The sequence below is a fragment of the Mesorhizobium sp. B1-1-1 genome (assembly GCF_006442955.1).
Taxonomy (GTDB): Bacteria; Pseudomonadota; Alphaproteobacteria; order Rhizobiales; family Rhizobiaceae; genus Mesorhizobium.
The window spans coordinates 174100-197451 of the sequence record NZ_VFWW01000006.1 but is presented as its reverse complement, the minus strand read 5'-3'; the positions used below and the strand labels follow the sequence as shown (position 1 = coordinate 197451).

24 protein-coding genes and 1 pseudogene are annotated in these 23352 nt (G+C 62.7%); 7 read left to right on the top strand and 18 right to left on the bottom strand.

The features are described from left to right. Nucleotides 1-32: 32 nt before the first annotated feature. On the top strand, nt 33-1361 hold the full coding sequence (gene gltA, locus FJ986_RS14070) for a citrate synthase (RefSeq protein ID WP_140498678.1): 1329 nt from the start codon (nt 33-35) through the stop codon (nt 1359-1361). A 70-nt stretch (nt 1362-1431) separates the two neighbouring features. Here gltA and lpxB read toward each other — a convergent pair whose 3' ends face one another. From lpxB to FJ986_RS14005, 13 genes are all read right to left on the bottom strand, one after another. Continuing rightward, nucleotides 1432-2610: a lipid-A-disaccharide synthase gene (lpxB, locus tag FJ986_RS14065; protein WP_140557157.1), complete on the bottom strand. Its 1179-nt coding sequence runs from the start codon at nt 2608-2610 to the stop codon at nt 1432-1434. Continuing rightward, complete coding sequence (locus FJ986_RS14060) at nt 2603-3517, bottom strand: LpxI family protein (RefSeq protein ID WP_140557156.1); 915 nt, start codon at nt 3515-3517, stop codon at nt 2603-2605. The genes lpxB and FJ986_RS14060 overlap by 8 nt, the downstream gene beginning before the upstream one ends. Then, nucleotides 3489-4322, bottom strand: a complete 834-nt coding sequence (lpxA, locus tag FJ986_RS14055; protein WP_140498684.1) for an acyl-ACP--UDP-N-acetylglucosamine O-acyltransferase — start codon at nt 4320-4322, stop codon at nt 3489-3491. The genes FJ986_RS14060 and lpxA overlap by 29 nt, the downstream gene beginning before the upstream one ends. Before the next feature lie 13 nt (nt 4323-4335). Continuing rightward, nucleotides 4336-4800 (bottom strand): 3-hydroxyacyl-ACP dehydratase FabZ, encoded by a 465-nt coding sequence (fabZ, locus tag FJ986_RS14050; protein WP_140498686.1) that lies wholly within the window; start codon nt 4798-4800, stop codon nt 4336-4338. Then, complete coding sequence (lpxD, locus tag FJ986_RS14045; protein ID WP_140525234.1) at nt 4793-5851, bottom strand: UDP-3-O-(3-hydroxymyristoyl)glucosamine N-acyltransferase; 1059 nt, start codon at nt 5849-5851, stop codon at nt 4793-4795. Before lpxD ends, fabZ begins: the two co-directional genes overlap by 8 nt. 76 nt (nt 5852-5927) lie before the next feature. Continuing rightward, nucleotides 5928-8306: an outer membrane protein assembly factor BamA gene (gene bamA / locus FJ986_RS14040; protein WP_140557154.1), complete on the bottom strand. Its 2379-nt coding sequence runs from the start codon at nt 8304-8306 to the stop codon at nt 5928-5930. Between the two features lie 217 nt (nt 8307-8523). Continuing rightward, nucleotides 8524-9666: an RIP metalloprotease RseP gene (rseP, locus tag FJ986_RS14035; RefSeq protein WP_140525236.1), complete on the bottom strand. Its 1143-nt coding sequence runs from the start codon at nt 9664-9666 to the stop codon at nt 8524-8526. A 100-nt stretch (nt 9667-9766) separates the two neighbouring features. Beyond that, nucleotides 9767-10582: a phosphatidate cytidylyltransferase gene (locus FJ986_RS14030; RefSeq protein ID WP_140674634.1), complete on the bottom strand. Its 816-nt coding sequence runs from the start codon at nt 10580-10582 to the stop codon at nt 9767-9769. Beyond that, nucleotides 10579-11313: an isoprenyl transferase gene (locus tag FJ986_RS14025; protein WP_140674631.1), complete on the bottom strand. Its 735-nt coding sequence runs from the start codon at nt 11311-11313 to the stop codon at nt 10579-10581. The genes FJ986_RS14030 and FJ986_RS14025 overlap by 4 nt, the downstream gene beginning before the upstream one ends. Nucleotides 11314-11346: 33 nt before the next feature. Next, nucleotides 11347-11901, bottom strand: a complete 555-nt coding sequence (gene frr / locus FJ986_RS14020; protein ID WP_140498698.1) for a ribosome recycling factor — start codon at nt 11899-11901, stop codon at nt 11347-11349. A 111-nt stretch (nt 11902-12012) separates the two neighbouring features. After that, the gene (gene pyrH / locus FJ986_RS14015; protein ID WP_140498986.1) at nt 12013-12735 is read right to left on the bottom strand and encodes a UMP kinase; all 723 of its coding nucleotides are present in this window, start codon (nt 12733-12735) and stop codon (nt 12013-12015) included. Nucleotides 12736-12882: 147 nt separating this feature from the next. Next, nucleotides 12883-13992, bottom strand: coding sequence for an aldo/keto reductase (locus FJ986_RS14010; protein ID WP_140664398.1), 1110 nt, complete (start codon nt 13990-13992; stop codon nt 12883-12885). 29 nt (nt 13993-14021) lie between these two features. Continuing rightward, complete coding sequence (locus tag FJ986_RS14005; RefSeq protein WP_140674628.1) at nt 14022-14549, bottom strand: nuclear transport factor 2 family protein; 528 nt, start codon at nt 14547-14549, stop codon at nt 14022-14024. A 111-nt stretch (nt 14550-14660) separates the two neighbouring features. Between FJ986_RS14005 and FJ986_RS14000 the strand changes: the two genes are divergently transcribed. Further along, on the top strand, nt 14661-15587 hold the full coding sequence (locus FJ986_RS14000) for a LysR family transcriptional regulator (protein ID WP_140674625.1): 927 nt from the start codon (nt 14661-14663) through the stop codon (nt 15585-15587). Nucleotides 15588-15614: 27 nt separating this feature from the next. On the opposite strand, the gene tsf is transcribed toward FJ986_RS14000, so the two are convergent. The 4 genes from tsf to FJ986_RS13980 form a co-directional block, all read right to left on the bottom strand. Further along, a complete protein-coding gene (gene tsf, locus FJ986_RS13995) occupies nt 15615-16535 on the bottom strand; it encodes a translation elongation factor Ts (RefSeq protein ID WP_140498706.1) in 921 nt (306 codons plus the stop codon). Between the two features lie 107 nt (nt 16536-16642). Next, nucleotides 16643-17425 (bottom strand): 30S ribosomal protein S2, encoded by a 783-nt coding sequence (gene rpsB, locus FJ986_RS13990; protein ID WP_140498708.1) that lies wholly within the window; start codon nt 17423-17425, stop codon nt 16643-16645. A 202-nt stretch (nt 17426-17627) separates the two neighbouring features. After that, complete coding sequence (locus FJ986_RS13985) at nt 17628-17906, bottom strand: DUF4031 domain-containing protein (protein WP_140525241.1); 279 nt, start codon at nt 17904-17906, stop codon at nt 17628-17630. A 166-nt stretch (nt 17907-18072) separates the two neighbouring features. After that, on the bottom strand, nt 18073-18900 hold the full coding sequence (locus FJ986_RS13980; RefSeq protein WP_140525242.1) for a cell envelope integrity EipB family protein: 828 nt from the start codon (nt 18898-18900) through the stop codon (nt 18073-18075). 138 nt (nt 18901-19038) lie between these two features. Here FJ986_RS13980 and FJ986_RS13975 point away from each other — a divergent pair, with 138 nt between their 5' ends. The 4 genes from FJ986_RS13975 to FJ986_RS13960 all read left to right on the top strand — a co-directional run bounded on the left by FJ986_RS13975 (nt 19039) and on the right by FJ986_RS13960 (nt 22106). Beyond that, on the top strand, nt 19039-19503 hold the full coding sequence (locus FJ986_RS13975; protein ID WP_140525243.1) for a RidA family protein: 465 nt from the start codon (nt 19039-19041) through the stop codon (nt 19501-19503). Nucleotides 19504-19514: 11 nt separating this feature from the next. After that, nucleotides 19515-20243: a glycerophosphodiester phosphodiesterase gene (locus FJ986_RS13970; protein WP_140674623.1), complete on the top strand. Its 729-nt coding sequence runs from the start codon at nt 19515-19517 to the stop codon at nt 20241-20243. Between the two features lie 55 nt (nt 20244-20298). Next, complete coding sequence (locus tag FJ986_RS13965; protein ID WP_140498717.1) at nt 20299-21513, top strand: GNAT family N-acetyltransferase; 1215 nt, start codon at nt 20299-20301, stop codon at nt 21511-21513. A 158-nt stretch (nt 21514-21671) separates the two neighbouring features. After that, entirely contained in the window at nt 21672-22106 is a 435-nt protein-coding gene (locus tag FJ986_RS13960) for an HIT family protein (RefSeq protein ID WP_140560942.1), read from the top strand. 186 nt (nt 22107-22292) lie between these two features. Here the strand turns inward: FJ986_RS13960 and FJ986_RS13955 are convergent, their stop codons facing one another. Beyond that, the gene (locus FJ986_RS13955; protein ID WP_140674845.1) at nt 22293-22934 is read right to left on the bottom strand and encodes a chloramphenicol phosphotransferase; all 642 of its coding nucleotides are present in this window, start codon (nt 22932-22934) and stop codon (nt 22293-22295) included. A gap of 18 nt (nt 22935-22952) precedes the next feature. Here FJ986_RS13955 and FJ986_RS13950 point away from each other — a divergent pair. Continuing rightward, nucleotides 22953-23333 (top strand): annotated as a pseudogene (locus FJ986_RS13950) (DUF3313 domain-containing protein); the annotation flags it as partial. Nucleotides 23334-23352 lie beyond the last annotated feature (19 nt).

Here is a 23352-nt window from a genome sequence, read left to right as displayed (position 1 = left end):
TGCCGGCATGAGGAAACAAGAAGGAGTTTGCAATGACCGAAGCTGCGACAAGACGGGAACTGGGCGGCAAGACCCAGGAAGCCACGGCAAAGCTGGAATTCGCCGGCAAGACGCACGAATTCAAGGTGCGAAGTGGTTCGGTCGGGCCTGACGTCATCGACATCGCCACGCTGTACAGCACCACCGGCGCCTTCACCTACGATCCCGGCTTCACCTCGACGGCAAGCTGCGAGTCCGAGATCACGTTCATCGATGGCGACGCCGGCATTCTCCTGCATCGCGGATATCCGATCGATCAGTTGGCCGAACATGGCGACTTCCTCGAAGTCTGCTATCTCCTGCTCTACGGCGAACTGCCGACCAAGGCGCAGAAGGACGATTTCGACTACCGCGTGACGCGCCACACCATGGTGCATGAGCAGATGTCGCGCTTCTTCACCGGCTTCCGCCGCGACGCGCATCCGATGGCGGTGATGTGCGGCGTGGTCGGCGCGCTGTCGGCCTTCTATCACGACTCCACCGACATCTCGGATCCTTACCAGCGCATGGTGGCGTCGATGCGGCTGATCGCCAAGATGCCGACGATCGCGGCCATGGCCTACAAATACCATATCGGCCAGCCCTTCATTTACCCGAAGAACGAACTGAATTTCGCCGCCAACTTCCTGCACATGTGCTTTGCCGTGCCGTGCGAGGAATACAAGATCAACCCGGTCCTGGCGCGCGCCATGGAGCGCATCTTCATCCTGCACGCCGACCACGAGCAGAACGCTTCGACCTCTACCGTTCGGCTCGCCGGCTCGTCTGGCGCCAATCCGTTCGCCTGCATCGCCGCCGGCATCGCCTGCCTGTGGGGCCCGGCGCATGGCGGCGCCAACGAAGCGGCGCTGAACATGCTCGGCGAGATCGGCCATGTCGATCATATTCCGGAATTCATCGCCCGCGCCAAGGACAAGGACGATCCGTTCCGGCTGATGGGCTTTGGCCACCGCGTCTACAAGAACTACGATCCGCGCGCCAAGATCATGCAGAAGACCGCGCATGAGGTGCTGGGCGAACTCGGCATCAAGGACGATCCGCTGCTCGACATCGCCATGGAACTGGAGAAGATCGCACTCACCGATCCCTATTTCATCGAGAAGAAGCTCTACCCCAATGTCGACTTCTACTCCGGCATCACGCTGAAGGCGCTGGGCTTCCCCACCACCATGTTCACCGTGCTGTTCGCCGTCGCCCGCACCGTCGGCTGGATCGCGCAGTGGAAGGAGATGATCGAGGATCCGCGCCAGAAGATCGGCCGCCCCCGCCAGCTCTACACCGGCGCGCCGGAGCGAGACTACGTGCCGATCGCGAAGCGGTAAAAAGGAAGAAGTGAATAAGTGAGTAGTCAGTAGTCAGTAGGGAAAGAGCGGTAATCCTACTCACTACTCACTACTCACTACTCACTCTCTTGATATACCCCATCACCACCTGCGCGGCGATGTCGCCTGACGGCTTGGCGGTTGTCATGCGCCGCGCGATCTCGGCGAACCCGTCCTTCTGCCATCTGCGCATGCCTGTGTCGGCGAACAGCGCTTCGAGTTGGCGGGCCAGATTGTTCGGCTTGACATACTCGTTGTAGAATTCCGGGATCAGCGCCCGATCCGATATCAGATTGGGTAGCAGCGCCGACCAGACCGAAACGAGATATGGCGCCACGATGCGCGCAACAGGGTCAAGCCGGTAGCAGGAGATCATCGGCACATCGGACAGCGCCAGTTCAAGCGAAACCGTGCCGGACGCGATCAGCGCCGCGTCAGCCTTGCCGAAGGCCTGCCACTTTCGCTCAGGGTCGAGGATGATCTCGGGCTTCTCGTCCCAGCGAGCGACCGCCGAGCGCACGACATCGGCGACATGCGGCACGGTCGGCAACATCAGCCGCAGGCGATGCCCGCGTGCCCGCAGCATCGACACGGTCTCCCCAAACGGCTCGAGCAGCCGCCGCACTTCGCTGCGTCGCGAGCCGGGCAGGACGAGCAGCGTCTTCAGGCGATCCGGCGAAAGATCCCGCGGTTGGGCCTGCGTCCTGGCTGCCGAGAGCACGCCCGCGTCATGGGTGAGGCGATGTCCGACATAGGTCCCTGGCGGTCCGCCGAGCCTGCCGAGCTCCTTCACCTCGAACGGCAGGATGCAGAGGATGTGGTCGACATAGGGCTTCATCGCCACCGCCCTGCCCGGCCGCCATGCCCAGACGCTGGGACAGACATAGTGGATGATCGGGATGGTGGGGTTGGCCGCGCGCACTTTCCTGGCCACGCGCAGCGAAAAGTCGGGGCTGTCGATGGTGATGAGGCAGTCGGGTTTCTCATCCGCGACCATCCTGGCCAGTTGGCCGATCCGCCGCATCAGCCGCGGCAGGTCTCGCAGAATGGCGCTGAAGCCCATGAGCGCGATCTCGCCGGCGTCGAACGGCGAGACCAGCCCGAGCGCCTGCAGATGGCGGCCGCCGAGACCGACGAGCTGCACCTCGCGGCCCGTCGACTGCTTGATCGAACGCACGATGTCGGCGCCAAGCAGGTCGCCGGATTCCTCGCCGGCCACGATTGCGATCTTCAGCGCCTTGTCAGCCATGCGCCGGCTCCCCTGCTGGCAGGCCGACGATGAACAGGCCGAGCGCATTCGCCCGCGACAGCGTCGCCGGCCCCTCCAGGATGAGAGAGCGCCCCGCCTCGACGGCAATTCCGGCAAGCCCCGCCGCATGGGCTGCTTCCACCGTCTGCGGCCCTATCGACGGCAGGTCGGCCCGCAGCTCCTGGCCGGGTTTGGCGCATTTGACCAGCACTCCGCGGGTCTTTCCGGCAAGCCTGCCATGGCCGCGCAGCGCGCGCGCTCTTTCGAGCAGGCCGCTCGTGCCTTCGATGCCTTCCAGCGCGATGGCCCGGCCTCCGATCGCAATCGCCGCCTGCCCGATATCAAGCGCGCCGATGGCCTTGGCGGCCAGCCTGGCCGCCTCGATGTCGCGCCAGTCCGATTGCTTTGGTTTCGCCGCGGTCAGCGTGCCTTCGCCGGCGGCCAGTTCGGGAACGACCTCATGCGCGCCGACCACTTTGATGCCCCGCTTCTCCAGGCCGCGTGTCACCACCTTCAAAAGTCCATCATCGCCGCGCGCCAGCGCCATGATCACCGATGGCACGATCGCCAGCAAGCCAAGGCTCAGGCGGATGTCGGTCAGCCGGGGCCGGCGTCTGATTTCGCCGGCAAGGATCACATGAGTGATGCCGTGGCGCTTCAGCGTCGCCACCAGTGAACCGATCTGCTCGAGGGCAAGGCTGCCGTGCTCGTATCGCAGCAACTCCTGCCGGCGATCGGCCTCGCCTTCCATCAAGAGGATAAAGGGCGGGTAGCCATGCGCGGCCAGGCCTTGAGCGACTTCCACCGGCAGGCTGCCGCCACCGGCGATGATGCCGACCCTGGCCCCCGGCGAGAGAACGAAATCCGCTGCCGCCGCCTCAGTCTTCGTCATCGCCGTCATCGCCATCGCTCCCCTTGAGCGATGGCACAGCATAGTGCCGCTTGCCGCGACTGGAGATGAAATCGATGATCTTCATGGCGGTCGGTGACGTGGCGAATTCCGCCTTGGCGAATTCGATGTTCTCGCCAACGGTGCGCGAGCGGTCGAATATTGTCTTATAGACCCTGCGCAGCAGATAGATCTCGGATCTTGGCAGACCGGAGCGCTTGAGCCCGATGATGTTGAGGCCGCGCAGGCTGGCCCGATTTCCCGCCGCCATGGCATAGGGAATGACATCACCCACAAAAGCCGAGCACCCGCCAAGAAAAGCGTTGTCGCCTACCCGCACGAATTGATGAACGGCGCTGAGACCGCCGATATAGACGTTGTCGCCGATTTCGCAGTGTCCGCCCAGCGTCGCGCCGTTGGCGAAGGTGGCGTTCTTGCCGACGACGCAGTCATGGGCGATGTGGGCGTAGGCGAGAAAATTGCCATTGTCGCCGACCGTCGTTTCGCCGCGGCTGGTATCGGTGCCGACATGCATGGTGACGCCTTCGCGGATCGTGCAGTTCTCGCCGATGACGAGCGTGGTGCGGCCGCCCTTGTGCTTGGTGTTCTGCGGCGGCCCGCCCAGTATCGCCATCGGATAGACCTTGGTCGACGCGCCGATCGTCGTCGCGCCTATCACCGAGACATGGCTGACCAGTTCGACGCCGTCGCCAATCACGGCATCTGCGCCGACATAACAGAGCGGTCCTATGCGGACGCCTTGGCCGATTTGTGCGCCTTCCTCCACGACGGAGGAAGGATGGATGGATGTCTTGATTTTCATAAGCATTCGATTGTCAGTCACCGGTGACCATCATGGCTGAGATCTCGGCCTCGGCGGCCTTGTTGCCGTCGACCAGGGCTTCACAGGCGAATTTAAGCAGGTTGCCGCGTTTCTTGATTTTCTTGACATGGATCTTCAACTGATCGCCGGGAACGACCGGTTTGCGGAACTTGGCGTTGTCGATGGTCAGGAAATAGACCAGCGACGGCTTTTCAGTGCGAAGACTGCGGATGCAGATGGCCCCGGCAGTCTGTGCCATCGCCTCGACGATGAGCACGCCCGGCATGACCGGCTGCTCGGGGAAGTGCCCCTGAAAATGCGGCTCGTTTATGGTCACGTTCTTGATGCCGGTGGCGGATTCGTCGCCATCAATGTCGACGATGCGGTCGATCATCAGGAACGGATAGCGATGCGGCAGGAGCTTCATCAGCCCCAATATGTCGACTGCTTCCAGCGTCGTCCCGGTGATGTCAGCCATTGCTCCCCTCGCCCTGTTTGCGGGTCCTGGCGAGCTTGCGCAGCATGGCTATCTCGCGCATGGCTTCCGCCATCGGCTGTGCCGGATAGCCGCCCCAGATCTCGCCCGCGGGCACATTGCTCATGAATCCGCTTCTCGCGGCAAGCTTCGCTCCCGACCCGATCGTCAGGTGATCCGCAAGCCCGACGCCGCCGCCCATGGTGACATTGTCCCCCACCACGACGGAACCGGAGATACCCGAAAGTCCGGCCACGATGCAGTTGCGACCGATGCGGACGTTATGCGCGATCTGCACGAGATTGTCGATCTTGGTGCCCTGGCCGATGATCGTGTCGGACATGGCGCCGCGGTCGACCGTGGAATTGGAACCGATCTCGACGTCGTCCTGGATGATGACGCGGCCGATCTGCGGAACACGTTCCGGCCCCTTGGCGCCGGCAACGAAGCCAAAGCCGTCCTGGCCGATCCGGGCGCCGCCATGGATGATGACGCGGTTGCCGATCAAGGCATACTGGACGCTGGCGCCCGGGCCGATATAGCCGTCACGCCCGATCTGGCAGGAACGGCCGACGACGGCGTGAGGCGCGATGACGGTGCCGGCGCCTATGGACACCGCAGGACCGATCACCGCGCCGGCTTCGACGACGGCACCTTCCTCGACATGTGCGCTCGGATCGATATGGGCATGCGGCGAGATACCGGTTTCACCGGTCATCGGCCCCGGGGTCGCCGCTGTCGGAAACAGCAGTCGTCCGACCAGCGCGAATGCCTGTTGCGGACGGGGATGCACAAGGACGGCGATGGCGGCAGGCGCCTTGCCGGCGAACTCCGCAGGACACAGCACCGCAGCCGCCCGCAGCGACGGCATCAGCGAGGAATTGCGTTTGCCATCGACGAAAACGAGTGCATTCTCGCCGCCTTCGTTGGCCGGCGCCAGCGCGTCGATGAAAACGCCGGACTGGCCGGAATCGACAAGCACCGAGCCGGTCAGATTCGCGACTTCGCCCGCCGTATACCGGCGTGATGGCGCGAAGAACACCGGATCGGTCATTCCAGAAGCTATATCCAGCTAGATCGGAACATTTTCTCCCGGACCTCAACGATCCGGGAGCATCGTCATCCGCCGGTCAGAAGCGGGTCGATATGCCGAAGTTGAATTCCTGCACGTCGTCCCTTGCTTCTTTCTTGACCGGGATCGCATAGTCGATACGGATCGGGCCGAACGGCGAAGCCCACATCAGGCCGACACCGACCGAGGCGCGCCATTGCATGCCAGTGGACGATTGATCGACCAAGCTCTGGTCGTCGATCTTGCTGCCGTAGAGCGTGGCGGCATCCGCAAAGACCGCGCCGCGCAAGCCGAAGCTCTCCGGAACGACCGGCAGCGGAAACTGCGCTTCCGCCGAGGCGTTGAAATAGGTGGTGCCGCCGAGATGATCGCCGCTGGTGCCGGAAGCAATCGGGCCGATGCCGCCATAGGCGAAACCGCGGATCATGCGGTCGGTGCTCTGGAAATGATCGAAAATGCGCAGATCGCCGTCGTTTCCGTAGCCTTCGACATGGCCGGCACCGCCCGAAAGGAGGCCGACAAGATCGAACTGCTCGGACAGCGTCTGATAGACGCTGCCGCGTCCCGTCACCTTTACGAACTTTGCATCGCCACCGAGACCTGCCACTTCCACGGTTGTGGTGGCATAGATACCCTCATGCGGGTTCTTCATGTCGTCGATGGTGTTGTAGACCAGTCCCAAGCTGACCGACGACTTGATCCACGGGCTTTGATCGATGCCATCCAAGATAGCCTCGGAAACATCACAGCCTGAGTCGGGAACACCGTCCCCGTTGTCGTCGCAACTGTCATCCAGCTCATACTTCTCCCGGGAAATATTATACGCCAGCTGGGTCGAGATGCTGTCGGTGATCGGCAGGCCGAAGCGCACCGTCGCGCCCAACGTATCGCTGTCGTAGTCGTCGTATTCCCTGGTCCGCTTGTAGATATCGAAGCCGGCGGCGATACGGCGCCCGAGGAAATAGGGCTCGGTGAACGAAAGGCTGTAATCGCGCGAGTTCTTGCCGCCACCCGCCGACACCTTGATGAACTGGCCGCGGCCGAGGAAGTTGCGCTCGGTGATCGATCCTTCGACGGACGGACCGGCGGTATCGCCACCGGTCGAATAGCCGGCGCCGACCGAGAACTCACCGGTCGACTTTTCGACCACGTCGACCACCAGCACGACCTGGTCCGGCGCCGACCCGGGGACCGTCGAAACCTCGACTTTGTCAAAGTAATTGAGATCTTCCAGCCGCTTCTTCGCGCGCTGGATCAGCACCTGGTTGAACGCGTCGCCTTCGCTGACGTCGAACTCGCGGCGGATGACATAGTCGCGCGTGCGGTCATTGCCGCGGATCTCGATGCGCTCGACATAGGCCTTGGTGCCCTGGTCGATGGTGTAGACCACCGAAATCGTATGATTCTCGAAATTGCGGTCGCCACGCGGCGTGACCTGCGCGAAGGCGTAGCCGGAGCCGGCCACCTTCTCGGTCAGGGCAATGATGGTGTCCTCGACGTCCTTGGCGTTGTAGACGTCGCCCTTGTGGGTCTCGACCACCGATTCCAGCGCCTTCGAGTCGACTTCCGGAATCGTGCTTTCGACGCTGATGTCGCCGAACGTATAACGCTCGCCTTCCTGCACGGTGATGGTGACCGTGTACTTGTTGGTCGCGTTGTCGAGCTCACCGACGGCGGACACGACCTGGAAGTCGGCATAGCCGTGATTGTAGTAGAAGCGCCGCAGCAGCTCCTGGTCGGCGCGCAGCTTGTCGTCGTCATAGACGTCGTCGCGCAGGATGAACGAAACCCAGGACGAGCGCTTGGTCGTGATCACATCTGACAGGCGGCGGCTCGAATAAGCGCTGTTGCCGACGAAATTGATCGCCGCGATCTGCGTGCGATCACCTTCATTGACATGGAAGACCACGTTCACGCGGTTGTCGCCGAGCTGCATGACCTCGGTGGTCACGGCGGCATCGTCACGGCCGATACGTCTGTAGGCGGCCTTGACCGACTCTACATCGGCGTCGAGCGCCGCCTGCGAGAACGTGCCGCGCGGCTTCAACTGCACGGCAGCCGCAAGCGCGTTGTCCTTGAGCTTCTTGTTGCCCTGGAACAGCACCTGGTTGACGACCTGGTACTCGGAAACCTTGACCACCAACGTCGAACCGACCTGATTGATCTGCACATCCGAGAACAACCCGGTTCCGAACAGCGCCTTGACCGCGCTGTCGATGTCGGAGCTGGAGAAGGATTTGCCCGGCTTGATGGTGATGTAATTGCGGATGGTATCGGCGTCGACACGTTGGTTGCCGCTCACCTCCACCCTGCTGACGACAGCGGCTTCGGCCGCCGATGTGGCAACGAACTGCACTGCGAGCGCACCTGGCACGACCAAAGCCGCGGACAGGGCTGCCGCGGAAGCGGCGCTCAAAAACTTGGATGCTGCCTTCATCGGGCTTAATAACCTTTTCTCGTAGTCCCCACGGCGAGAAAACCGGACGTGCGGTAATTTCTCGTACCGTATTAACCGGATTTTCCCTACACGCAAGGCTTCTGGTTAATTTGTATTTACTTAACCCTGGTGCGTGGCTTTCGCGTCACTCATATCCCCGTGCATGGTAAACGGCGTCTCAACATCGACCATGCCGAAGCCAAATTTCTTCATGATTTCAGCATCCAAACAGATCGTTCCAGAATACGAAACCCATGAAGCCCAAAACCAGAAGCAGACCGGCCCGATAGGCCATTTCCATCATCCGTTCCGACACCGGCCGGCGGATGACGGCCTCCACGCCGTAGAACAGGAGATGGCCGCCGTCGAGGGGGGGAATCGGCAAAAGATTGAGGATGCCGATGCCCACGGACAGAAGCGCAACGAGCTGCACGAGCCATTCGAAGCCGAGCTTCGCCGCCTTGCCGGCCATGTCCGCGATCTTCACAGGGCCGCCGAGCTGGCACTTGTCCTCGCGCCCAACGACGAAGCGCTGCAGGAACTGGCCGGTGCGCTGGATGACGTGCCCGGTTTCCTCCACCGCCGCGGTCAACGCGCCGGCGGGGCTGTAGGTGATCAGCCTGGGCTGGCCGAGTTCCTGGTTGTTGACGACGCCGATCACGGCCACCTTGACCTTGTTGCCAAGCGCGTCCTGCTGCTCCATCAGCTGCGGCGTGGCCGTCACGGTCACTTCCTTGCCGTCGCGCAGCATGACGAAGGTGATGCTGTCGCCGGCCCGGCCCGAAACCAGGCGTTGGACGTCACCGAAGGTTTCGATCTTGCTGCCGTCGACGCTGACGAAGCGGTCGCCGGGCAGGATGCCGGCTTTCGCCGCCGGACTGCCGGCGGTCACCTCGGCCACCATGGGTTCCGCGACATAGCGGCCATAGGCTGAAAACAGCACCGAAAAGACGACGATCGTCAGCAGGAAATTGAACAGCGGCCCGGCCACCACCGTCGCCGCCCGCTTCCAGATCGGCTGGGTGTGAAAGGCGACCTTGCGTTCCTCGTCGGTCAGCGTTTCGATCTCTTCCGTCGACGGCTGGCTGGAGGTGGCGTTCATGTCGCCGACGAATTTGACATAGCCGCCAAGCGGTATGGCGCAGAGCTTCCAGCGCGTGCCGTGCCTGTCGTTGAAGCCGAAGAGTTCCGGGCCGAAACCGATCGAAAAGGCCCTGACGCCGATGCCGCACCAGCGGCCAACGAGATAGTGGCCCATCTCGTGGACGAACACGACCACGGTCAGCACGAACAGGAAGGGCACGAGCGTGCCGAGAAGGAAGCCTTCCATGCCGAAGATCGCGTGAAGAATCTCGTTCAACTCAAATCCTCAGTTCTTCCGCGACACCGTTGCGCCGCGACTGTGACATCAATCCAGGCGAATCCAAGGCGCGCCCGCATCGATCGTGGAACGATGCCGTTCAAATGGGAAACAGCCCCTGTGCCGGCTGATCGGCGCCCGCCGAAATCCAGCCGATGACGTATAGGGCGAAAGCCGCCGCGACAAGCCCGTCGACACGGTCCATGACGCCGCCATGGCCCGGAATGAGCGCGCCCGAATCCTTGCGGCCGTGGCGGCGCTTGATCCAGGATTCCAGGAGGTCGCCAGCCTGGGAGACGATTGAAAGCGCGAGCGCGACGAGACCGAGCATTGGCAGGTTGCCCGCACCGGCGGCGACGGCCAGGATGAGCCCCGCAACGACCCCGCCCACGGCGCCGCCGAGCGCGCCACTTCGCGTCTTGCCGGGAGAGATGGACGGCGCCAGCCTCGGGCCACCGACGGCCCGGCCGACGAAATAGGCAAAGATGTCGGTCGCCCAGACCACCGCGAACAGGAACAGGATGGCGACGAGGCCGGAATGGTCGCCGTCACGCAGAAGCGCAAGGGAAAGACCCGAGACGGCTGCATAGGCAAGGCCGGACGCATCCCACTGCCCGGCCCCGCGCAGTTGGGCGGCAATGGCCGTGACGGCGACCAGTGCAGCCATCAGCAGCAGCAGCCACAAGGCTGGTAGGCCGGCGATCATGGCACCGAGGAACACCAGCAGCAGCGCTTCCGGCAAAAAACCCAGCCTGGTCGTCCCGGAGGGGCGGGACATGCGCGTCCATTCGTAGAAGATCACCGCCGAAATCGCGGCTGAAAGCAGCCGGAACGGCAGGCCGCCGAGCCAGGTCAGGCCAAGCGTCGCGATGGCAAGCACGACCGCCGAAAGAACGCGAAGCTGGAGATTGCTCATCCCGCGGCCGGCCGCGAAGCGATATCTTGCGGATCCAGGCCGCCAAAACGGCGTTCGCGCCCGGCGAACTCGCGCAAGGCCTCGGCGAGATGCTCTCGGCTGAAATCGGGCCAATAGCAGGGCAGGAAAACAAGCTCGCTATAGGCAGCCTGCCACAGAAGAAAGTTGGAAAGGCGAAGCTCACCGCTGGTGCGTATGACCAGTTCGGGATCGGGAATGCCTTGTGTGTCGAGGCAGCCGGCAAAGGATTCGGCGGTGATCGCCTCGCTGTCGAGCTCGCCGCGCGCGACGGCCGAGGCAAGCTTGCGTGCCGTGCGCACGATCTCGTCGCGTCCGCCGTAGTTGAAGGCGATGATCAGCGTCAGCGCCTCGTTGGCCGACGTCAGCGCTTCGGCTTCTTCGAGCAGGAGCCTGATATCGGGCTGCAGCCCTGCCCTGTCGCCGATGATCCTGACGCGCACGCCGCTGCGGTGCAGTTCGGCGAGATCGCGGCGAATGAACAGCTTCAACAGACCCATCAGGTCGCTGACTTCGGATTTCGGCCGCGACCAATTTTCCGAAGAGAAGGCATAGACAGTCAGGTAGGAAATGCCGAGATCGGGCGCGGCGCGCACCGTCTTGCGCAGTGCTTCTACGCCCGCGCGATGGCCGGCGAGCCGCGGCATGCCGCGCGCCTTGGCCCAGCGTCCGTTTCCATCCATGATGATCGCGACATGCGCGGGCGTTGCCATGATCTCGCTTTCGGGCCAGCCGCCGGCCAGACCCTAAACCTGCATGATTTCAGCTTCCTTGTCGGAAAGCAGGTGGTCGATGGTGCTGATCGTTTCGTCGGTAAGCTTCTGGACCTGGTCGGAGCGCTTGCGCTGATCGTCCTCGCTGATGACGCCGTCCTTCTCCGCCTTCTTCAGGAAGTCCATGCCGTCGCGGCGCACATGGCGCGCTGCGACACGGGCGTTCTCGGCGTAGCCATGCGAGATCTTGACGAGTTCCTTACGGCGCTGCTCGTTGAGTTCCGGAAGCGGAATCCTGAGATTGGTGCCGTCCACGATAGGATTGAAGCCCAGATTGGATTCGCGGATGGCGCGATCGACCGCGCCCACCATCGACTTGTCCCAGACCGACACCGAAATCATGCGCGGCTCAGGCACCGTGACATTGGCCACCTGGTTGATCGGCATGCTGGTGCCATAGGCCTGCACCTGGATAGCGTCGAGCAGGTTGCTGGAAGCGCGACCGGTCCGCAGCGAAGCCAGGTCATGCTTGAACGCGGCGATTGCCCCATCCATGCGCCGCTTGAGATCGTCGTACTCACCACTCATCTTAGTCTCCTCGACCCGTCTGACGCGGGTTCACTGCTTTCGGGGCAAGGCCCCGTGTTCGAGCCTGATTTCGAAACCGGTTTTAACCTTTTTCCGCGATCAGGCCCCGGATCAATCGTCCGCGACGACCGTGCAGCGGCCGCCGCCCCTTAGAATATCGCCGAAACCACCTTTTTCGTGGATCGAATAGACGATTATCGGAATGTTGTTTTCGCGCGCAAGTGCAATCGCTGCCGTATCCATGATGGAAAGGCCGCGATTTATCACTTCGGCATGGCTGATGCGCTCGAAACGCGTCGCGTTCGGGTCCTTCTTCGGGTCGGCAGAATAGACGCCGTCGACCTGTGTGCCCTTGAACAGCGCGTCGGCGCCGATTTCAGCGGCGCGAAGTGCCGCGGCCGAATCAGTGGTGAAGAACGGATTGCCGGTGCCGCCGGCAAAGATCACCACCTTGCCCTGGTTCATGTAGGCGGTTGCCTGGCGCTGCGAAAAGCTCTCGCAAAGCTCAGGCATGGCGATCGCGGAAAGAACCACCGCATCGACGCCGATCTTGTTCAGCGAGGTGCGCAGCGCCAGCGAATTGATGACGGTGGCGAGCATACCCATATGGTCGCCGGTGACGCGGTCGCCACCCTTGGAGGCAACCGCCACACCGCGAAAGATATTGCCGCCGCCGATGACGACGCCGACCTCGATGCCGAGCGCGCGGGCTTCGGCGATGTCGCCGGCGATGCGGTCGACGACCGAGACGTCGATGCCGAAATGCTGTTCGCCCATCAACGCTTCACCAGACGCTTTCAGCAAGACACGTCGGTAGAGGGGCTTCACCGTCATCTGGTCCTCGAAAATCTCGGCGCGGCAAATCAGGAGGCGAAACTGCCCCGCTTCGCCTGGCGGCGCTGGCATGATGGTTCGACCCGATACACGAAGGGCGCGGCGATGTCACGCCGCGCCCTTGCGCAAAATCCCAGGCTTTTTCGATCAGTTGCTGCTGATGCTGACCGCCTCGCCTTCCACCAGAACCTGCGGCGAATAGCCGGAGGGCTTGTCGCCGGTCACGACACCGCCGGCCACCCTGACCTGGATCTCGGGCCCGAAATAGGAATGCGGGAACGGCGCCGGCATGCTGCTCACCGAATCCAGCCGCTTGCGGAGTTCGGGGGCAATCGAAAAATCCAGCGCCGCGAGGTTGTCCTGCAGTTGCGCGAGCTTGGTCGCGCCCAGGATGACGGTTGCGACGCCGGGCTGCGTCGCCACCCAGTTGAGCGCCACCTGGGCCATGCTGCGGCCGAGTTCGGCGGCCACCTTTTCGAGCTCGGCCACGATCGCCCAATTGCGGTCGCTGAATTTCCGGAAGCTCGGATGCGTGGTGTTGCGGAAACCGTCGAGCCGGCCGGCATTGCCGGCTTGCGTCGGGCGATATTTGCCGCTGAGCAAGCCGCTGGCCAGCGGGCTCCAAACCATGACGCCGGCGCCATGATGCGTGGCGAAAGGCACGAACTCATGCTCGATCGAGCGTTCGGCCAGCGAATATTCGAGCTGCAGGGCCGAGATCGGCTCATAGCAGCGCAATTCTGCGATCGCCTGCGCCCGCCCCACATACCAGGCCGGCACATCGGAAAGGCCGACGTGGCGCACCTTGCCCGCGCGCACCAGGTCGTCCAGCGTGCGCAGCACCTCCTCGGCCGGCGTCAGCCTGTCCCACACATGCATGAGATAGAGGTCGATATAGTCGGTTCCGAGCCGCTTCAGAGAGGCGTCCACGGCGCGCATGATGTTCTTGCGGCCATTGCCGCCGGCGTTCGGATTGCCGGGTTCTGAATTGAAGGTGAATTTAGTGGCGATCACCGCCTTGTCGCGCAATCCGCGCTCGGCGACGAATTCGCCGAGCCAGGTCTCGGCGGTGCCGCCGGTATAGAGATCGGCCGTGTCGAAGAAATTGCCGCCCGCCTCGACATATTCGTCGAAGATTGCGCGGGCTGTATCCCTGTCAGTGCCCCAGCCCAATTCGGTGCCGAAGGTCATGGTGCCCAGCGCCAACCGGCTGACGCGCAAGCCGCTGTTGCCAAGCGTGTAGTAGTTCATGGTCATGATATTCTCCGATCGAGTTTGATGTTGGGTTATTGGCCGGGTGTCGTCTTGACCCAGGGATTGCCGCGCTCATGGGTCACGCGGAAGGTGAAGCCGTCGACCTTCCAACCCGCGCCGGAGCGGGTCAGGTGGTGCTCATATGTGCCCCAGACTTCCCAAAGCGGGTCGCCATTGCCTTCCATCCGGTTCCAGGCATAGCCGTTCGACAGGACGGTCGCCGTGTCCGCTTCGAGAACGACTTGGTGATTGGTGCGCAGATGCAGGCTGGTCTTGCCGCCCTTGAGGTTGCCGGCCCAGGCGCCGATCAGGTCGTCGGAGGCAATATTGGCCGCCGGCTGTCCGGACAGGCTGCTGAAATCAGCGGTAACCCGATCCGCGAAATAGCTGCGGACAAGCTTCCAGTCCTGCGCGTCGACGGCGCGGTCGATGGCATCGGCGATGCGGATGACCGCGCGCTCGTCGGCAAGCGCCTGCCACTCCGCCGGTTCGGCTCCCCCGGCATCGATCGGCGCCAGCGCCAGTCCCGCAGCGAAGGTCACATGTTTCAAAGCGTTCATGTCTCGTCTCCTGGAAATCAGCCCGCCCGCTGTATCGGGGACAATGTGGATCAATGCGCCGCCGTCGATAAGATTGCATTGTTCGCAAAGACTATGCGATATCATTCATGAATGGACCGGGACCTGCTTACCCACCTGCCCGTCATCGTTGCCGTGGCGCGACGCGGCGGCTTCGCGCTTGCCGCGGCCGAGCTCGGCATGAGCCCGTCGGCGGTCAGCCATGCTGTGCGGCTGGTGGAAGAGCGCATCGGCCAGCCGCTGTTTGCGCGCACGACACGTAGCGTCTCGCTGACCGAAGCCGGCAAGGCACTGGTGGAGACAACGGGCCCTGCCCTCCAGGACATCGCGGAGCGGATGGACCGCATCCGCGGCGTCAAGGGGCGGCCCTCTGGCCTGCTCAGGATCAATGCCTCCAACATCGCGATCCCTTTGGCGGTGACGCCTGTGATCGCAGCCATGGCCGATCGCTATCCGGATGTGACGGTCGAGGTTTTCGCCGATCAAGCCCTGGTCGATATTATCGGGGAAGGTTTTGACGCCGGCATTAGGCTGGGCGAGATGATCGCGCAGGACATGACCGCCATACGGTTGACGCAGCCCTTCAAGGCCGTGCTCGTCGCCTCGCCGGACTATATCGGAAGGCACGGCCGTCCACGCGACGTGGCCGACCTCGCGAACCATAATTGCATAGGCTACAGGCTTCTCCGCTCCGGCGCGTTCTATCGCTGGGATCTGAACGACAACGGCAAGGAGGTCGTCGTCGAGACGCGTGGCACGGCCGTAGTGACCGATTCGCTGGCGGCGATCGATCTTGCGCTTGCAGGGGTCGGGCTCGCCTATGTGTTCGAGCCGCTTGTACGCGCCGATCTTGCCGCAGGACGCCTCGTCCAGGTCCTGCCAAAGACGGCAATCGAGGAGCCCGGCCTTTTCCTTTACTTTCCGCGCCGGGCTTCGATGGCGCCGAAGCTGAGGGCCTTCATCGACGCCGCACAAGAAATCGGCCGGGCATCCATGCGGACACCCGGCCGAGTTGCCTGAGCCGTTTAGCCTTACTTGTTCTTCGGGCTATTTCTTGACCGCCGCCGCGACTTCCGCCGCGAAATCGGTCGCTTCCTTCTCGATGCCTTCGCCGAGCGCGAAACGCAGATAGGCCGAGATCTTGGCCGGAGCGCCGATCTCCTTCTCGGCATCCTTCAGCGCCTTCTCGACGGTAATGTCGGGATTGAGCACGAAGGCCTGCTTCAGAAGCACGACTTCCTCGTAGAACTTGCGCAGCCGACCCTCGACCATCTTCTCGATGATCGCCTCCGGCTTGCCGGACTGGCGCGCCTGGTCGGCGAAGATCGCCTTCTCGCGCTCGACTGCCGCGGGATCGAGTTCCTCGGTGGTCAGCGCCATCGGGTTGGTGGCGGCGACATGCATGGCGACCTGGCGGGCGAATGCATTGGCCGCGTGCTCGTTGCCCGTGGTCTCGATAGCGACCAGGACGCCCAGCTTGCCAAGGCCGTCGGCAACCGCGTTGTGAACATAGGTCGCGACGGCGCCGTGCGGAACGGTGAGCTTGGCCGAACGGCGGAAGCCCATGTTCTCGCCGATGGTACCGACGGCGTCCTTGATGGTGTCGGTGACCGACTTGTCCGAACCCGGGTACTTCGCGGCAGCCACGGCCTCGCTCGTGCCATAGGCCAGCGCCACCTTGGCGACGTTGGCGACGATCTCCTGGAAGGCGGCGTTGCGGGCTACGAAGTCGGTCTCGGAATTGACCTCGACGACCGCGGCCTCGCGCACGCCGGAATCGACGCCGATCAGGCCCTCGGCCGCGGTGCGGCCTGCCTTCTTGTCGGCCTTGGAGATACCCTTCTTGCGCAGCCAGTCGACGGCTTCTTCCATGTTGCCGTTGGTCTCGTTCAACGCCGCCTTGCAGTCCATCATGCCCGCGCCGGTCAAGTCGCGGAGTTCTTTGACCTGTGCAGCCGAAATGCTCATTGTCGCCTCTTTGTTCAAATGCGCCGACGCACCATCGAATCTCGACGGTGCGTCCGTTTAACGCGTCAAAATATTAGAAAGATGAAGGCCGTGACCGGCCCTCGCTATCACGCTTCCGGAGTTTCCGCCGCCGGAGTTTCGCCGAGCACCGGCTCGACCGGAGCTTCCACCGAAGCGCCGATGTCGACACCCAGCGCGCCCTGCTGGCGGGCGATGCCGTCGATGGCAGCCTTCGCGATGAGGTCGCAATAGAGCTGGATGGCGCGCGCGGCGTCGTCATTGCCGGGGATCGGGAAGTCGATCTTGTCCGGATCGCAGTTCGAGTCGATGATGGCGACGACCGGAATGCCAAGGCGCTTGGCCTCGAGGATGGCGATCGCTTCCTTGTTGGTGTCGATCACGAACATCAGGTCGGGCGTCGAGCCCATGTCCTTGATGCCGCCGAGAGCCTTGTCGAGCTTCTCGCGCTCGCGGTCGAGATTGAGACGCTCCTTCTTGGTCAACCCTTGCGCCTCGCCGGCCAGCATCTCGTCGAGCTTGCGCAGGCGCTGGATCGAGTTCGAGATCGTCTTCCAGTTGGTCAGCATGCCGCCCAGCCAACGCGAGTTGACATAGTACTGGGCCGAACGCTGCGCGGCATCGGCGACGATGTCGGACGCCTGGCGCTTGGTGCCGACGAACAGCACGCGGCCGCCCTTGGCGACGGTGTCGGAAACCTGCTTCAGCGCCTGGTGCAGCAACGGCACCGTTTGGCTGAGGTCGATGATGTGGATGTTGTTGCGGGCGCCGTAGATATAGGGCGCCATCTTCGGGTTCCAGCGGTGGGTCTGGTGGCCGAAGTGAATGCCAGCTTCCAAAAGCTGGCGCATGCTGAAATCAGGCAGAGCCATTCTCATTTTCCTTTCCGGTTAGCCTCCACGGACACAGGCATTTTCGGACGAAGTCCTCGATGCCACCGGAGGTTTCAGCCGGATTTCTCCCGGGCAGACACCAAAGTCCGTGTGTGGAATGAGCGCGCATATAGAGGGGAAGTGCTCCAAACGCAAGCGCAACGACGCATTGCGGCGCGCCTGCGGCGATCCGCGCGTGCCCTCAACACTTTATCTTACCCTTTGGCACCCTCACCCGCCGGAAGATCGCGACGATCTCTTCACGATTGCACTCGATGGCACCGAGCCGCACCGCGCGGTCGCGCTCGAAACCGGTTATGTCATAATGCGGCGCCGATGTCTTCGGCGGCCCCTGGTAGGATGAGCGCTTGATGCCGAGTTGCGCGGCGAAACGATGCAGTTCATCGGTGTCGTCGGCCATCAGATGGCACCAGCGATGGCCAACCCATTTCCAGATCGCCGCGTCGACATAGACCGCCATGAGGCTCGCCGCATTCCTTCTTCCGCCGACCGGTACCGGCGACGAGCGATGATAGAAGGGATTCGCACAGAAGATGAAGCGGCCGGCGGCCTCGAGAAGATGAGAAGCCGCCGCGACGCTTTCAAGCCGTGGACCGCGACGGCGCTGCGTCGAGGCAAATCGAAGTTTATTTCGTCGGGCAGGCCTTCGTCTGGTCGAAAAGCGACAGATTGACCAGCTTGCCGGTCATGGAGAAATCGCCATAGTCCATGGTTAGATCGCGGGTGATGCCGTTCTCGTGCAGCTTGAAGCTGATCCGGTATTCCGGCGTCTCTTCTCCGTTCTTGGCACTGTCGTCGAAATAGGCGATGTCGACCGGCCAGTATTTGTCGGTGGCAAGCTTGGCCAGCGCCGGCGCTTCCGGATCGGCCTTGTCGGCATCGGTCCTCTTGCCGACGACGACGGTGGTGGACATCACCTTGTTGGCGTCCTCGGAACCGTCGAACAGATTGGTTTGATAGAAGTTTTCACCCTTCTCGGCCTTGTCGATCAATTCGACCAGGTGCTGGGTCGGAAACTGGGTGGCGGCAAGTTCCAGGCTGTTCTTCTCGGGCTTGTCGATATCGACCTTCAGCCCTTTCGTTTCCTTCGTGGCGACGCCCTTGACCTCCTTGTCGAGGTTCTGATCGACGAAGGATTTGGTCACGAACGAGAAGGTCTTGCCTTCGGCATCCTCGAACGTCGTCGTTTGCTGGTCGGTCAGCTTGGTATTGTCGCTGGTGGCGATCTGGGTGACGAAGCGAAATTTCACCGTATACCCCTCGCAGGCCGAGCCGTTGAATTCGTAGACCATGCGACCGGTAATGCCGGTGATCCCGGAGCGGTCGTCCGCCTTCTTGAGGGTAAGGTCGTAGACGGCGCGATGCGCCTGCAGCGCCGGCACGGCGAAAGCGGGACCTATCGAAAAGACCGCCGGCAACAGGACGGCATGGAATGCAAGGCGCGTTGCGCGCATGAGAGGCTCCGATCGTCGCGGCTGATGGCAGGCCGCAGGGAAAGATGGTCCAGCTTAAAAAAAGTCGTGGCGGAAGCGAGGCAAAAATAGCAATTTCGGCCCGGCTGACGCGGCGCCTTCCAGCAATAGGGAAAAGCAATGAGTGAAACAATCGAAAAGCGGCTAAACGACCTCGGGGTCACCATTCCCGCGGCCGCGGCGCCTGCCGCCAACTACGTGCCGCATTGCAGGACCGGAAACCTGCTTTTCACCGCCGGACAATTGCCGCTCAAGGACGGCAAGCTGCAGGCGAGCGGACTGCTTGGCCGCGACGTCGACACAGCAACCGGCAAGGAAGCGGCAAAATACTGCGCGATCAACATCCTGGCGCAAGCCAAGGCGGCACTTGGCGATCTCGAGAAGATACGCCGGCTCGTCAAAATCACCGTCTTCGTCGCCTCGGCGCCGGATTTCGTCGAGCAGCATCTGGTCGCCAACGGCGCCTCCGATTTCCTGGTGGCGGCGCTCGGCGACCGCGGCAAGCACGCCCGTTCCGCTGTCGGCACGGCTTCGCTGCCGCTTAATGCCGCGGTGGAAATCGAAGCGATCTTCGAAGTCGAATGAGCGAGCCTGACATGACCGACCTTTCCTGGCTGATTGCCCGGCCTGTCGCCCATCGCGGCTTTCACGACATGAACAAGACGCGCTGGGAAAACACCCTCTCCGCCTTTGCCGCCGCGGCCGAACGCGGCTATGCCATCGAATGCGACGTGCACCTGTCGTCGGACGGAGTTCCCGTCATTATCCATGATGGCGACTTGCAGCGGCTGACCGGGCACGACGGTTTCGTCTGGCAGCGCACGGCAGCCGAACTGGCGGCGCTCAGGGTCGGCGGCACGTCTGATCATGTGCCGACGCTTCGCGAGGTTCTCGATCTGATCGACGGCCAGGTGCCGCTGGTGGTCGAGCTGAAAGGCGTGGCTGGATACGACAACGGCCTGGTGGCTAGCGTCGGTAGGCTGCTCAAGCGCTACAAGGGCAAGGTGGCGATCATGTCGTTCGACCACTGGCTGATCCGCGATTTCGCCAGGGATGCGCCGGGCATCCCGGCTGGATTGACCGCCTATGGCAAGGACGACAGGCTGATCGAAGCGCATTTCGCCATGCTGGCGCATCAGATCGCCTTCACCTCCTACGCAGCGGGCGACCTGCCGAATCCATTCGTCAGCTTTGTCCGTGAACGGCTCAAAATGCCGGTCATCACCTGGACGGTGCATGACCAGCCGGCGGTCGATCTTACATTCAAATATGCGGACCAGATGACGTTCGAAGGGTTCGAGCCCGATCTGGTCAAGGTCGCTTGATATGGGTGCCTAGAACGTGACTTGTAGCGGTCCGGATGGAGCTTAAATAAGCCTCATGGATCAGGGCGACGACGGCGACGGGCAAACGGTTGATGCGGAGTATGCGATCCGCATTGCGGCGGGCATCGGCGCCTTCACCTGCGAAGAGTGGGACGGTTTCGCCGGGACCACGCGCAGTGATGCCGAAAACGGTTATAACCCCCTCGTTTCATATGCTTTCCTGAGCGCACTCGAGGATTCCGGCTGCGCCGTGCGGCGCACTGGCTGGCAAGGTCATCATCTCAGGCTGGAGAATGGTCAAGGCACGCTGCTCGGCGCGGTCCCTTGCTATCTCAAGTCACACAGCCAGGGCGAATATGTGTTCGATCACGGCTGGTCGGATGCCTTCGAGCGCGCCGGCGGCCGTTATTATCCCAAGCTGCAATGCTCGGTACCGTTCACGCCGGTCACCGGCCCTCGCCTGCTGGTGAGCAGGGGCCAGCATTCCGGCACCGTCAAGGCCGGGCTCGCCGCGGGATTGAAGGCAGTGGCGGAAAAGCTCGGCGTCTCTTCCGCGCATGTCACCTTCGCGCAGGAGAGCGACGTGGACGTGCTGGAGGCGGCGGGCTTCCTGCATCGCACCGACCAGCAGTTCCACTTCGTCAACGAGGGCTTCTCGACCTATGACGATTTCCTCGCCACGCTCGCCTCCCGCAAGCGCAAGGCCATGAAGAAGGAGCGCCGCGAGGCGCTTGCCGACGGCATCTCCATCGACTGGCTTACCGGCAAGGACCTTACAGAACGGGCCTGGGATGATTTCTTCGCCTTCTACATGGACACCGGCAGCCGCAAATGGGGCCGGCCCTATCTGAACCGGGAATTCTTCTCGCTGATCGGCGATCGGATGCCCGATGACATCCTGCTGGTGATGGCCAGGCGCAACGGCCGCTACATTGCCGGCGCTATCAACTTCATCGGCTCGGATGCGCTCTACGGCCGCAACTGGGGCTGCATCGAGGATCATCCGTTCCTGCATTTCGAGGTCTGCTATCACCAGGCCATCGACTTCGCCATCGAACGCAAGCTGAAGGTGGTCGAGGCGGGCGCACAGGGCGAACACAAGCTGGCGCGAGGCTACCGGCCGGTGACCATGCATTCCGCGCATTACATCGCCCATCCCGGCCTGCGCAACGCCGTCGCCGATTATCTCAGGCGCGAACGGCGCGAGGTTGAACGCATGGGCGAATACCTGGAAGAGCACACACCGTTCCGCAAAGATCTCGAGGAGTAGGCCCATCCTGCAGGGCAGGAGCATATGTCAGGTTCGGCATCCCTGGGTTGGCAGTGCACGCCTGTCGAGATCGGCTTCATCGATCTCGCCCGATCGTCTTGCCGCTCACGAGAGGCTTCGCTACACCAATTAGCGAGGCACAATCCGGAGCGTTCGCCATGGCCGAAACCGCCTATGACACCGACAACATCTTTGCCAAGATCCTGCGCGGTGAAATTCCCTCGCACCGCGTCTACGAGGACGAAGCGGTCGTTGCCTTCATGGATGTGATGCCACAGGGGCCAGGCCATACGCTGGTGGTGCCGAAGACGCCTTCGCGCAATCTGCTCGACGCCGATCCGGCAACGTTCGGCCCGCTTTTCACAGTCGTGCAGAAGGTGGCGCTCGCCGTCCGCGAGGCATTCAAGGCCGATGGCGTCACCGTGATGCAGTTCAACGAGCCGGCTTCCGGGCAGACCGTCTATCACCTTCACGTCCACGTCATTCCGCGCTTCGAAGGCATCGCGCTGAAGCCGCATACGGGCCAGATGGAGAAACCCGAGGTGCTGGCCGAGAATGCCGGCCGGATAAAGGCGGCCATGCCGCTATCCTGACGCCTGGCTTTCAGCTGCCCCCATTGCGGCCGTCTGGGGAAGTTGCGCATCGAAAACGATGAACCCGAGCCGCCAGCATATCAGCGTGATCGCCATTCCGCTGAACATCTACCAAATTGTGCCCGCCGTGGACGACGATCGCGCCGCGCGGCCGAGATTCCCCCATCGCCGGCTGAGAGCACGCGATCAGGATAGCTTGTCCCTGGAGAATGCCGACAGCCTCTCAAACGCCGTCGGAGGCTCTACATTTTGCCTGAGGCGCCCGCGGATCGCATCCGCACATTGTGCTGGCGTCAGCAGCGATGTGTCGACTTCCAGATCATACACGCCAGGCCGGTGTACCTCCTCCTGCCACAGGCGCAACGCCAACGGCACGGAGTCGTCGGGCGATCCCGTCACATATCCCCTCCCCGCCGGACTGTCGGCGCGCCTCTGCATGATGATTTCGATCGGGCAGCGGACACCGACAAACAGAACCGGCAGGCCTGCGAGGCGCTGGGCGCAATCGACAAGGCAATCAAGGGGTCGCGAATAGCTGTCGTGATGACCGAGATCGGCCACGACATTCAACCCCACTCGGCTGTGGGCGGCGATCGATTCGTAGAGCGCGGCGTAGAACCTCGGCACGAGACCCTCGATATCCGGGCGCTCGCCGCCGGGCCGCAAACCTATCCCCGGGCGACAGCGCAGCGGCGTGACCTGCTCATAGGTGTCGACCCCCAGGTTCATCCATGGGCCCTCGAAGCTCTCCTGAACTGCCTGGACGATGCTCGATTTCCCCGATCGCGGTGCGCCGTTGAGGATGATGATCTGGCCTGGTTCAGACATAAAATTCCCCATCTCATGGAGGCACTTGACCGGAACGGCATCCAACGCGCCGCCATGGTCTGGTCCCGCGGAGCGAACTCCTTCACCAACGAGGCCATGGTCTCCGAGATCGGCGATGCGTACAGTCTGGGCGCTACTTTCGGAAACGACTTTTCGCGCATGCTCGTCACCGGCAAGGCGCCGTCGGGATTGCATATCTCGATACCGTCAGGCCAACGCATAAAATCGTTCCTCGGCGGCAAGCCGAAATACGCGGCCTGCGAGGTCTTTGGCCGCGCGCCCGGCCTGTTCGGCATGGTCGGCGCCAACGTGGGAGCACCACCGTCCTGGACGGACAAATCAGCCAAAACCCGCCCAACGCCGCTTGCTGTCCAGGGGCCGACAGCAGCGCTTCAGTGATCGTCGCTTTGTGCCAATG

Bases quoted from the DNA above. Each gene is read 5' to 3' on its own strand.
- gltA (WP_140498678.1), top strand. From the start codon at position 33: ATGACCGAAGCTGCGACAAGACGGGAACTGGGCGGCAAGACCCAGGAA.
- lpxB (WP_140557157.1), bottom strand. From the start codon at position 2,610: ATGGCTGACAAGGCGCTGAAGATCGCAATCGTGGCCGGCGAGGAATCC.
- FJ986_RS14060 (WP_140557156.1), bottom strand. From the start codon at position 3,517: ATGGCGATGACGGCGATGACGAAGACTGAGGCGGCGGCAGCGGATTTC.
- lpxA (WP_140498684.1), bottom strand. From the start codon at position 4,322: ATGAAAATCAAGACATCCATCCATCCTTCCTCCGTCGTGGAGGAAGGC.
- fabZ (WP_140498686.1), bottom strand. From the start codon at position 4,800: ATGGCTGACATCACCGGGACGACGCTGGAAGCAGTCGACATATTGGGG.
- lpxD (WP_140525234.1), bottom strand. From the start codon at position 5,851: ATGACCGATCCGGTGTTCTTCGCGCCATCACGCCGGTATACGGCGGGC.
- bamA (WP_140557154.1), bottom strand. From the start codon at position 8,306: ATGAAGGCAGCATCCAAGTTTTTGAGCGCCGCTTCCGCGGCAGCCCTG.
- FJ986_RS14030 (WP_140674634.1), bottom strand. From the start codon at position 10,582: ATGAGCAATCTCCAGCTTCGCGTTCTTTCGGCGGTCGTGCTTGCCATC.
- FJ986_RS14025 (WP_140674631.1), bottom strand. From the start codon at position 11,313: ATGGCAACGCCCGCGCATGTCGCGATCATCATGGATGGAAACGGACGC.
- frr (WP_140498698.1), bottom strand. From the start codon at position 11,901: ATGAGTGGTGAGTACGACGATCTCAAGCGGCGCATGGATGGGGCAATC.
- pyrH (WP_140498986.1), bottom strand. From the start codon at position 12,735: ATGACGGTGAAGCCCCTCTACCGACGTGTCTTGCTGAAAGCGTCTGGT.
- FJ986_RS14010 (WP_140664398.1), bottom strand. From the start codon at position 13,992: ATGACCATGAACTACTACACGCTTGGCAACAGCGGCTTGCGCGTCAGC.
- FJ986_RS14005 (WP_140674628.1), bottom strand. From the start codon at position 14,549: ATGAACGCTTTGAAACATGTGACCTTCGCTGCGGGACTGGCGCTGGCG.
- FJ986_RS14000 (WP_140674625.1), top strand. From the start codon at position 14,661: ATGGACCGGGACCTGCTTACCCACCTGCCCGTCATCGTTGCCGTGGCG.
- tsf (WP_140498706.1), bottom strand. From the start codon at position 16,535: ATGAGCATTTCGGCTGCACAGGTCAAAGAACTCCGCGACTTGACCGGC.
- rpsB (WP_140498708.1), bottom strand. From the start codon at position 17,425: ATGGCTCTGCCTGATTTCAGCATGCGCCAGCTTTTGGAAGCTGGCATT.
- FJ986_RS13985 (WP_140525241.1), bottom strand. From the start codon at position 17,906: ATGGCGGTCTATGTCGACGCGGCGATCTGGAAATGGGTTGGCCATCGC.
- FJ986_RS13980 (WP_140525242.1), bottom strand. From the start codon at position 18,900: ATGCGCGCAACGCGCCTTGCATTCCATGCCGTCCTGTTGCCGGCGGTC.
- FJ986_RS13975 (WP_140525243.1), top strand. From the start codon at position 19,039: ATGAGTGAAACAATCGAAAAGCGGCTAAACGACCTCGGGGTCACCATT.
- FJ986_RS13970 (WP_140674623.1), top strand. From the start codon at position 19,515: ATGACCGACCTTTCCTGGCTGATTGCCCGGCCTGTCGCCCATCGCGGC.
- FJ986_RS13965 (WP_140498717.1), top strand. From the start codon at position 20,299: ATGGATCAGGGCGACGACGGCGACGGGCAAACGGTTGATGCGGAGTAT.
- FJ986_RS13960 (WP_140560942.1), top strand. From the start codon at position 21,672: ATGGCCGAAACCGCCTATGACACCGACAACATCTTTGCCAAGATCCTG.
- FJ986_RS13955 (WP_140674845.1), bottom strand. From the start codon at position 22,934: ATGTCTGAACCAGGCCAGATCATCATCCTCAACGGCGCACCGCGATCG.